The sequence below is a fragment of the Halochromatium sp. genome, from assembly GCF_046541315.1.
Classification (GTDB): Bacteria; Pseudomonadota; Gammaproteobacteria; order Chromatiales; family Chromatiaceae; genus Lamprobacter.
On record NZ_JBKHDN010000123.1, the window covers coordinates 1 to 8,378 of the forward strand.

Below are 8,378 nucleotides of genomic sequence, written 5' to 3' on the forward strand. Positions count from 1 at the left end.
CGATGGGGGTGAGCGGCCTGCAGAGCACCGAGGCCAAGATCGGCCCTTATGAGCTGCAAGATTTCAACGCTTATTGGATCAGCCGCTACGGGCTGCGGCCGAGTAAGATCGCCTTCCTCGCCTGGCACGCTTGGCACGACAAGACCCAAGGCGCGTGGCCGGACAATCTGCCCGAGACCCAGCGCCACGAATACGATCTCGCCGAGATCAAGCGTTGGCTCGAGCTATTTCTGTTGCGCTTCTTCCAGCTCAGCCAGTTCAAGCGCAGCTGCATGCCGAATGGCCCCAAGGTCGGCTCCGGCGGTTCACTCTCGCCGCGCGGCGACTGGCGCGCGCCCAGCGACGCCGAGGCCGCGATCTGGCTGCAAGAATTGCGTCAACAGGTTCCCGATCACGTCCCGGACGGCGCCCCGGACCGCTGAGCCGCGACTCAAGATCCCTTGCGTGGGAAGGGTCCAGCATTTGCTTCCCGAAGCGGCCGCGACCGCTCGCTCCGAAATCGGGACGTCATTCCTGGGCAATTACTTGGATTTCTTCGCGCTCCGGCGGTTCTTCGTTCGCGCCGATTGTGCCGCTGGTGGCGCGGCTGATTGCGCTGCCAGTGCCGGCACATCGCTCACATCGGCGTCGAGCAAACGCTCGCCGCCGCTCGCCTCGAGTTCGCGCGTGCGGATGCGCCGCTCCTGGCGCAGGCGCAGCCCATAGCCGGCCGCCGCGCCACCGGCGGTCGCGATCGTCAGCAGCCCGAGGGTGAGGAATTGCGCGAACATCATCGCCACGCCGACCCCGACCACGCCCCCAACCGCGACGCCGGTGCGCAGCTTGGCGCCGCCAGCAGCCTTCTTCTTGCGCACCGCGAGCTTGGCCTTCTCGCGTTCGGCCTGCAGGCGCAGCTTTTCGCGCTCGCGCGTATGCCGCTTGTGCTGGCGCGCCAGGCTCTGCTCGCGCACGCTGCCAACCACCGAATCGAACCAGAGCGCGACCAGAAAGCCGAGCAGCGCGGCCAGGCCCGCAAACAGAGAAGCCGTCTGCTCGAGATCGGTCTTCAGCGCGGTATAGGTCAGCAACACCGTGGCCACCTGCAGGAGCAGGATACCGATCAGGAACCGAAGCAAACCACCGAGACGTCCACCCACGATCAACCCTCCTCTGAAATGGCCGCCTCGACCACGGGGCCCTGTTCACCCACTGGCTTCACCGGCGTCACCGATCCGCCAGATCCAATCGCCTCCAGGCGACGGTGGGCCACCATGATCGCGCCAAGGATCCGGAAACATCTCCCGCAAACGGCGCTCAATCGCCGCCAAGCTCTGCGGGCGGCCCGCGAGATCACCGGGAATGGGACGATCATAGGCATCGATCAACGCATACATGTATTCAGGTCCGATGGCCCGCACATCGACGACGAGCAGCGGGGTCGAGTCCGCTATCGGCAGCAGTGCCGGGCGCAGGCTGGTGACGAGAAAGGGACCATAAGAGCGCTCGAGCCGCTCGGCCAGTTCGAGCCGACCATGCACGCGGAGCTGCCTAGCCAAGGCCCCCTGTATCTGCCGCGAGAGCCCAGGCCGCGCCCGCTCGGCAAGCGCGCCCTCGGCTTGCGCCGCATCGACCTGGACCAGAAAGCCATGCCGCCCAACGCTGCTGTCAGTCGCGGCGCTGTCGGCGTTTGCGACATAGGTCTCGATCACCCGCAGCAGCTCGGAATAGGAATCGGCCTCATCGACCGCCACCTCGGCGCCGACCGGGCCTCCGAGGATGAAGGTATAGAGCGCATAGCCGGGGCGCGCATCGCCGTAGAGTTCCGCCAAGCTGTTCGCGCGCTCGAGTTCGACACCGCTAGGCGATGGACGATAGGCCATGGCATAGAGGGCGCCCGCCTTGAAGCCAACGCGCTCGCCGATCAGATCCGGCTGTCGCTCGGCGCTGTCCCCATCCTGTTCCGGGCCGCTGACATCGAAGCTGACCGACGCGCTCGAGGCCGGGACAGGATCGGTCGCCGATCGGCCCGCCCCATCCAGGGCCTCGCGCGAGCCGCTGCCGGCGCACGCCGCCAGCAAGGCGACGCCGATCAGCACTGTGCTCAGGAGGACTCCACGCATCGCGGTCTCGCAGCAGGGATAGGAAGGGATTCGGCCCCAGGCCGGCGCCGATCATGCCTGGGTGCATGATAGCCGATCCGCGCGTCCCGCATCGGCGTGCCGCGCGCTGTTGCGAAGTCGATTCGCCGACCGCAACTAGCCGATTCGCCGACCGCAACTCTCGGGGCGCACAGCGCACGACCGGCAATGCGCACAGCGCCCGCCCCGAACGCCAGCCATCGACGACGCAGACAGGCGACCGCCCCCATGATGGACAAGCCCTTTTCCCCTTCCAGCCAAGAAAATCAGCAACCGATCCTCGAGGTCATCGCCCCGTGGCTGACAGCCGCCCGTTCGGTGCTCGAGATCGGCAGCGGGACCGGCCAGCATGGCGTTCATTTCGCCGCGGCGATGCCGCATCTGCGCTGGCAATGCACGGATGTGCCGGCGCATCTGCCCGGCATCCGATGCTGGATCGACGAGGCGGGGCTTGCGAACCTGCCCGCGCCCATGGCGCTCGATGTCGATGACGACTGGATCGACACCTTCGGCAGCGCCGGCTATGACGCCATCTACAGTGCCAACACCGCGCACATCATGTCGCTCGCGCAGGTCGAGCGCCTGTTCCACGGCGCCGGCGCCCTGCTGCCGAGCGACGGTCTGTTCCTGCTCTATGGTCCGTTCAGCGTCGATGGCCGCCACAACAGCGAGAGCAATGCGCGCTTCGACCAGATGCTGCGCCTGAACGACCCGCTGAGCGGGGTGCGCGACCTGCGCGAGCTGGAGGGCTTCGGCCGCGCCGCCGGCCTCGGCCTCGCAGACGAGATCGCGATGCCGGTCAATAATCGAACCCTGGTTTGGCGACGTCGGTCCTGAGCGGACCCGAGGACCCGGTCTCAAGCGCGCCGGGCCCGAGCATCCCGACCCCAGCGCCGCGACCTCTAGCGCGCTGTCCCCGAGCGCGCCGGCGGCTGATCGAGCCGCTCCGCGAGCGACCGCGGTCGCCGCCAAAAGCGGCGCAAACGGCCAAGGGTTAGCTGCCATTGGCGCCCATCGCAGAGATCCAGGGTCACCCCATCGAGTTCGCCGGCACGCAGTGCCTGCAACGCCTGCGCGGCCCGCGCCTCGACCCCGAGCACGGCGCCGCGCCAGCTCGCCTCGTCGGCATCGAGCATGCCGTCGGCCATCCCGGCCTCGACCAGCAGCAGCCCGGGCTCGGCGCGGAAGCCATCGTGCCCGGCTGCACGCGCGCGCCCTGTCTCGTCGTCTCCCGTCGCCGCGCGTCCTGTCCGATCGGGTCTGGGCTCGGGCTCGGGCCCGGGCACAGGCGCATCGGGCCCCATCACATCGAGCCCGCTGGCCATCGCCAATCCACGCGCCAGTGGCTGATCGGCCCACACCTTGGCGAGCCCCGGCGGGCGCGCGAGCGCTCGCCACTCGCCAGCGCCCGAGAGCCAGAGCGCATTCACCGCTGGTCGGCCGCACGCCTCGCGCGCGCGATTCACCGGCGACTGGAACAACAGCATCTGCACCTCGGTCATCAGCGCCGCCCAACGGCTGGCGTCGGCCCCGGTGGGCAAGAGGCCATCGATGTGGCGACCGATCGCCGCCTCGAGCGGACGGGTCTCGAGCCGGGGTCGCTCGGCCAGCTCCAGATACCAGCGCGAGGCCACCGGCGTCACCAGCCGCAGCCCGTCATCGGCCAGATGCGCGTTCACCGCTTGCGCGAGCGTCTCGGCCTCGTCCTGTCCGATGCCGAGGTGGCGTGCATCGAACAGCCGCAACCGATCGCGATCCGGGCGCAGGTGGACCGGATCGGCGTGCAGCACAGTCCCCTTTCGATCCCAGCGCGGATCATCGGCGGCGCGGGCATAGGGCGCGCTCGCGGCGGCGCCGAAACGCTCGAGCAGACGCCCTGTCAGGCGGGTGTCGGCGGCCCCGGCATCCGGCCTGTGCCGGGGCTGGCCGCGCCCTAACAGGCGATCCAGCGCGGGGGTGCGCGGCGCCTGCTCCGGCAGCAAGGGGACTGGCCCCAGCAGGCCGGGCGCGAGAACGGTGAGTTCGCCTGTCATGAGCTTCGCTGCATGCTTGCCGAGCACCTGCCGGATTCAGACCTTGAAGCGACTCACGCGGCTCTGCAACTCGGCCGCCAGCGCGGAGAGCGTCTCGCTGATGGCGGCGATCTGATCGGCGCCGGACGCCGTTTGCTTGACCTCTTCGCTGATGTTTTCGACGTTGCGATTGACCTTCATCGCCACCGTCGATTGCTGCTCGGCAGCGCCGGCGATGCGCGTGCTCATGGCGTTGATGGTGCCGACGGAATGGCTGATCACCTGCAGCGATTCGCCCGCCCGCGCCGCCTGCTCGACGCCGCCGCGGGCCTTGTCGCGCCCCGTGCCCATCGACGCGACCGCCTTGGCGGCACTGGACTGCAGGCGTTCGATCATTTCCCGCACCTCGTTGGTGGCGTCCTGGGTGCGGGCGGCGAGGATGCGCACCTCATCCGCCACCACCGCAAAGCCCCGCCCCTGCTCGCCGGCCCGCGCCGCCTCGATGGTTGCATTCAGGGCCAGCAGATTGGTCTGCTCGGCGATGCCCCGAATCACCTCCAGGATCTTGCCGATCTCATCGCTGTCCGCCGACAGCGTGCTGATGATCGCGGCGGAGTCCTCCACCTGCTGGGCCAGCGACTGGATGCTCTCGATGGTCCGTTCCACCTCCTCGGTGCCGGCCTTGGACTGATCGTCGGTGGCATCGGTGGCCGCGGCCGTCTCCGCCGCATTGCTCGCCACGTCCTGCACCGTGGCCGCCATCTGGTGCATGGCGGTGACCACCTGTTCCACCTCCCACTGCTGAGCATGCACCTGCTGGCGGGTCTCGCCGCTGGTGGCCGCGAGCCGGTCGGCGGCCGCCGCCAGTTGCCCGGAGGCCTCCACCACCTGCTTGACCAGGCCATGCACGCGCTCGGCAAAGCCGTTGAAGGCCGCAGAGAGATCGGCGACCTCGTCCTGGCTCTCGATCGGCAAGCGTTGGGTCAGATCGCCCTCGCCTTCGGCGATCGAGCGCAGATGGCGGGTGGTGTTCTGCAACGGGGTGACGATGGCTCGCTTGAGCAGCCATCCCAGCAGCCCGGCCAGGGCCACCGCCAACAGGGCCGCCAGGGTCATGGAGGCGATGGCGACCCAGGCGGTGCGCTCGGCCTTGGCCATCACCGCGTCGCGCTGCTCGGCGAGCTGGGCATCCAGGTCGTTCAGCAACGCCCGCAGGGCCTCCAGATAACCCAGGGACTGGCTTCGGTAGATCGCCAGCCCCTGTTGCCGGTTGCCCTCGTCCACGGCCTGCAAGATGCGAATGGCGCTCTGATGCAAGGCCTGGTGGGGCTGCTCGATGGCATCGAAGGTGCGACGGAACTCCGCCGGTGCCTGAGCATAGGCCTCGCTGCCGCGAAAGCCGTAGTACCACTGACCGAAATCGCACCGGGTGTGGTCCAGTTGTCCCTGGAATTCGGAGCCCAAGGTGAAGACGTTGGCCAGATCGTTCACCCAAACCAGGTGATCGACCTCCTTTTGCACCTGAAAGAGGGCCTGTTCATAGGTCTTCGCCACCAACGCCTGGGTCTGGCCCAGGCGACTCAGGCCGGCCCAGCCCATCGCGGCGATCACCAGCAGGATCACCAGGACCAGGGCAAAGGAGACGGCCAATTTGTGGCCAATGGTCAACCTGGAGAACATCGCCAGGAATCTGTCTTGCATGGTGCCCAAGCCCCCTTTGCCTCGTCGGAATCGATGGTTGCTTGCCGGTCCTTGCGATCTGGCCTCGCCTCAGAGTTCACGGGTGGCGTTGAAGCGGATGTCCGGCCAGCGCTCCTGGGTCAGATCCAGATTGACCCGCGTCGGCGCCAGGTAGACGAGGTAGTCATCGCCATCCAGGGCCAGGTTCTCGTAGGCCTTCTCCTTGAAGCGCGCGAGCATCTTCGGATCATCGCACTCGACCCAGCGCGCGGTATGCACGCCCACCGCCTCGACCACCGCCTCGACGCCATACTCGCCCTTGAGCCGATAGGCGGCGACCTCGAATTGCAGCACGCCGACCGCGCCGAGGATGATGTCATTGTTCTTCAGCGGCCGAAAGACCTGGGTCGCGCCCTCCTCGCACAGCTGCAGGACACCCTTCTGCAGCGCCTTGAGCCTGAGCGGGTCCTTGAGCACTACGCGCCGGAACAACTCCGGGGCGAAATAGGGCACGCCCTCGTACTTGAGGTCTTCGCCCTCGCTGAAGGTGTCGCCGATCTGGATCGTGCCGTGGTTGTGCAGGCCGATGATGTCGCCCGGCCAGGCCTCCTCGACCTGACGCCGCTCGTCGGCCTGGAAGGTGATGGCGTTGGCGACCTGCACCGACTTGCCGATGCGCACATGGCGCATCTTCATGCCCTTCTTGTAGCTGCCCGAGCAGACGCGCAGGAAGGCGACGCGGTCGCGATGCGCCGGATCCATATTGGCCTGGATCTTGAATACGAAGCCGGTGAATGCGGGTTCCGCCGGCTCGACCGGACGTTCGCGGGTCGCGCGTGGACGCGGCGGCGGCGCATAGTCGACGAAGGCGTCGAGCAGTTCCTTGACGCCGAAATTGTTGATCGCCGAGCCGAAGAAGACCGGCGTCTGCTGGCCGGCCAGGTAGTCGTCCAGGTTCAGCGGATGGCTCGCGCCCTGCACCAGCTCCAGCTCATCGCGCAGTTCATCGGCCTGATCGCCGAGCAGCTCGTTCATGCGTGGGTTATCGAGCCCGTCGATCACCTCTCCGGTCTGGATCTTGCCGCCGTGGGTGGCGCTGAACAGATGGGTGCGGTCGTGGCGCAGGTCGTAGACGCCCTTGAAGCGCTTGCCCATGCCGATCGGCCAGGTCACCGGCGCGCATTGGATCTTGAGCACCTGCTCGATCTCGTCGAGCACCTCGATCGCATCGCGGCCCTCGCGGTCGAGCTTGTTGACGAAGGTGAGGATCGGCGTCGCGCGCAGCCGGCACACATCCATCAATTTGATCGTTCGCTCCTCGACGCCCTTGGCGACGTCGATCACCATCAAGGCCGAATCGACGGCGGTCAGCGTGCGATAGGTATCCTCGGAGAAGTCGCCATGGCCCGGGGTGTCGAGCAGGTTGACGATCGACTCGCCATAGGGAAACTGCATCACCGAGGAGGTCACCGAGATGCCGCGCTGTTTCTCGAGTTCCATCCAGTCGGAGGTGGCATGGCGCGCCGATTTGCGGCCCTTGACGGTACCGGCGAGCTGGATGGCGCCGCCGAACAGCAGCAGTTTCTCGGTCAGGGTCGTCTTGCCGGCGTCCGGATGCGAGATGATCGCAAAGGTACGCCGGCGATGGAGCTGTTCTTCCAGCTGGGACATGATCTCGGGCTGCCTGGGTTGGCGCGTCGCAAAACCCGCTAGTGTAACCGAGGCTTGGCCCCGGCAGCATCAGAACCTGACGACCTCGAGGTCCAACGCGATCGCTGTGTCCGCCATCACCGAATCGGCTGTCGCAAGGGCATCGGTCTCGGCTTGGAGCGCGATCGCGAGATGTAAGGCGTCCAAGGTGCGCAGCGGGTGCTCTGGATAGCGCGCGATCAGGTTTGCCGCCTCATCGAAGCGCGCGTCCTCGACCGGATAGAGCTGTAGCCAGCCCTGGGCAATGTCGTTGAGAAACGCCGCGTAAACAACGGACTCAAGCTCGTGGCTCAACGCCCCCATGCGTCGACGACGCGCCAGCATGGAGCGCACTTCGGTGCGCGTCAGGCTGCTGACCACGGCGACATCGAGGCCTTGGAGATAGCGGACGAAGGCGTCCGAGCCCGGCTCGTTGAGATACCACTTCGCCAAGGCGCTGGTATCCAGATAGGCGCGCCGGTTAGCGCTCATCGCGCTCGGCGCGAATCAGCGCCGCCGAGGACGTCGACAGGTGCGGCATGCGCGCTCGCAAATCGGCATGATCCGGACGTTGTCGCGCCCCTGCCACCGGCAGAATCCTCGCGATCGGCCGACCTCGCCGGTGGACCACCAACTCCCCCGCCGCATCGACCAGCTCATCGAGTCGACCGATCGCGGCTCGCATCTCTCTGACATTCAGCTCCCTCATGCCTGTGCCTCGTTGTGCTGCATTTCCGTAGATTGCAGCACACTCGCGCATCACGCACAATACCCGGCATCTCTGCCCGCCTGACGACTCGTGTCAGTTGTATGAACAGGCCCTCATGATGCGCGAATCCATGCCGATGAGTCTGCCCATCAGCCTGCCCGTGAGCCTACC

The 8,378-nt window shown here is 67.0% G+C and carries 7 protein-coding genes and 1 pseudogene; 2 read left to right on the forward strand and 6 right to left on the reverse strand.

The annotated features are described in order from the left end of the window. Window positions 1-422: pseudogene (nadE, locus tag ACLFQI_RS09180) on the forward strand (NAD(+) synthase); the annotation flags it as partial. 99 nt (window positions 423-521) lie between these two features. Here the strand turns inward: nadE and ACLFQI_RS09185 are convergent. Next, the gene (locus tag ACLFQI_RS09185) at window positions 522-1,136 is read right to left on the reverse strand and encodes a hypothetical protein (RefSeq protein ID WP_410758700.1); all 615 of its coding nucleotides are present in this window, start codon (window positions 1,134-1,136) and stop codon (window positions 522-524) included. A gap of 45 nt (window positions 1,137-1,181) precedes the next feature. Then, window positions 1,182-2,099 carry a hypothetical protein gene (locus ACLFQI_RS09190; RefSeq protein WP_410758702.1) on the reverse strand — a complete coding sequence of 306 codons (918 nt, stop codon included), beginning with the start codon at window positions 2,097-2,099 and terminating at the stop codon, window positions 1,182-1,184. A 246-nt stretch (window positions 2,100-2,345) separates the two neighbouring features. On the opposite strand from ACLFQI_RS09190, the gene ACLFQI_RS09195 reads away from it, so the two are divergent. Continuing rightward, a complete protein-coding gene (locus ACLFQI_RS09195) occupies window positions 2,346-2,954 on the forward strand; it encodes a DUF938 domain-containing protein (protein WP_410758703.1) in 609 nt (202 codons plus the stop codon). A gap of 65 nt (window positions 2,955-3,019) precedes the next feature. Here the strand turns inward: ACLFQI_RS09195 and ACLFQI_RS09200 are convergent, their stop codons facing one another. The 4 genes from ACLFQI_RS09200 to ACLFQI_RS09215 form a co-directional block, all read right to left on the reverse strand. Continuing rightward, complete coding sequence (locus ACLFQI_RS09200) at window positions 3,020-4,150, reverse strand: hypothetical protein (RefSeq protein WP_410758705.1); 1,131 nt, start codon at window positions 4,148-4,150, stop codon at window positions 3,020-3,022. Window positions 4,151-4,186: 36 nt separating this feature from the next. Then, window positions 4,187-5,830 (reverse strand): methyl-accepting chemotaxis protein, encoded by a 1,644-nt coding sequence (locus tag ACLFQI_RS09205; protein WP_410758707.1) that lies wholly within the window; start codon window positions 5,828-5,830, stop codon window positions 4,187-4,189. Window positions 5,831-5,899: 69 nt separating this feature from the next. After that, window positions 5,900-7,480 (reverse strand): peptide chain release factor 3, encoded by a 1,581-nt coding sequence (locus ACLFQI_RS09210; protein WP_410758709.1) that lies wholly within the window; start codon window positions 7,478-7,480, stop codon window positions 5,900-5,902. Between the two features lie 69 nt (window positions 7,481-7,549). Further along, window positions 7,550-7,990 (reverse strand): type II toxin-antitoxin system VapC family toxin, encoded by a 441-nt coding sequence (locus ACLFQI_RS09215; RefSeq protein WP_410758710.1) that lies wholly within the window; start codon window positions 7,988-7,990, stop codon window positions 7,550-7,552. Between the last annotated feature and the right edge of the window lie 388 nt (window positions 7,991-8,378).

Excerpts from the sequence above, each read along its gene's own strand:
- ACLFQI_RS09190 (WP_410758702.1), bottom strand. The coding sequence starts at position 2,099 with ATGCGTGGAGTCCTCCTGAGCACAGTGCTGATCGGCGTCGCCTTGCTG.
- ACLFQI_RS09195 (WP_410758703.1), top strand. The coding sequence starts at position 2,346 with ATGATGGACAAGCCCTTTTCCCCTTCCAGCCAAGAAAATCAGCAACCG.
- ACLFQI_RS09200 (WP_410758705.1), bottom strand. The coding sequence starts at position 4,150 with ATGACAGGCGAACTCACCGTTCTCGCGCCCGGCCTGCTGGGGCCAGTC.
- ACLFQI_RS09205 (WP_410758707.1), bottom strand. The coding sequence starts at position 5,830 with ATGCAAGACAGATTCCTGGCGATGTTCTCCAGGTTGACCATTGGCCAC.
- ACLFQI_RS09210 (WP_410758709.1), bottom strand. The coding sequence starts at position 7,480 with ATGTCCCAGCTGGAAGAACAGCTCCATCGCCGGCGTACCTTTGCGATC.
- ACLFQI_RS09215 (WP_410758710.1), bottom strand. The coding sequence starts at position 7,990 with ATGAGCGCTAACCGGCGCGCCTATCTGGATACCAGCGCCTTGGCGAAG.